This is a genomic window from Streptomyces sp. P17 (genome assembly GCF_032436805.1).
Lineage (GTDB): Bacteria > Actinomycetota > Actinomycetes > Streptomycetales > Streptomycetaceae > Streptomyces.
The window spans coordinates 1-1115 of sequence record NZ_JAVRBF010000187.1 but is presented as its reverse complement, the minus strand read 5'-3'; the positions used below and the strand labels follow the sequence as shown (position 1 = coordinate 1115).

At 63.6% G+C, this 1115-nt stretch carries 1 protein-coding gene; it reads left to right on the top strand.

Annotation, left to right across the window (positions count from 1 at the left end; all coding sequences use genetic code 11):
- Positions 1 to 1115 (top strand): hypothetical protein (locus RMT89_RS40250; RefSeq protein WP_315888704.1); only part of this gene is annotated, 1115 nt, incomplete at both ends.

The window sequence follows — 1115 nt, the reverse complement described above, 5'->3', positions numbered from 1 at the left end:
CGCCGCCGAAGCAGCAAGGGACGGGGCCAACAGCGCCAGCGCCAGTGCAGGGGTTGCCAGAGACCAGGCCGTTCTCGCGCGCCAGAACGCGGAAGGCTCCGCCGCAGCGGCGCAGGAAAAGCTTGTCCTGACCGCAGAGGTAAGCGGGCGGGACATGTCCGTTATCAACGATACATTCCTGATCTCGTCGGATTGGACACGGAGCGGCACTGCGGGAACGCTCACCACACCGGCCAACACCGTTTATCCTGTCGGGCGCGACTGGCGGTTCGTTGTTACGGATGCACAGAATACCGGTATCCAGATACAGAACAGCCCCGCGACTATCTGGCGTGGCGCGCTGAACGCGGATGCATACGCAGTGGAGGTTGAATATACCCTTGAAAGCGGGTCTCTGAGCGGCGCAGGCATCCGCCTGACGTGGAACAACACCGGGGGAGCGGTCTTTCGCACCCAAATTTCTTTGCAAGACGCCACTGCTGGCGATCAAGTCACCGGGCGAACCCGACTGGCCCGTGTGATCCTGCGGCGGCCATCGAACTATTCCGGCACGTTTTCCAGCCATAGTCTGATGGTGTTGGCGAATGACTCCGCGTGGACACCTGCTGCCAAGACCATACGCTTCCACCGCATCCGCATCCGGCCAGCCACAGCGGAAGAACTCGGTTCTGGCGAAGTCGAGGCCGGCGTGCGTGCGAACATTCTGGCGGATTACCTGACCAGCGCGCAGACCAACAGCGCGATTGCCTCGGCCCGGACGGCGCTTGAGGCGCAGCTAGGCCAGACCAATGCCAGCGTGACCCAGACCAATACCGCGCTGGCAGACCTGCGCGGGGGCGTGGCGTCGATCTCCTATCTGGCCCAAGCGCAGGGTGCTGGCGCGGCGGGGATCGAGGCCGTCAGCATCAATCAGAACGGTGCCGTGGCGCGATCCGCCCTGCGGCTGCGCGGCGATGACGTGATTGCCGAGGGGACGCTCAGCACCGATAAACTGGTTGTCGGCCTGGGTCGCAACCTGCTGATTGACCCGGAATTTTGTGATGATCTTACGCACTACCAGACGTTTCTGACCAACGGCACCACGGCCAGTGTCAGGGCGGCGGGGCGGCCGTGGG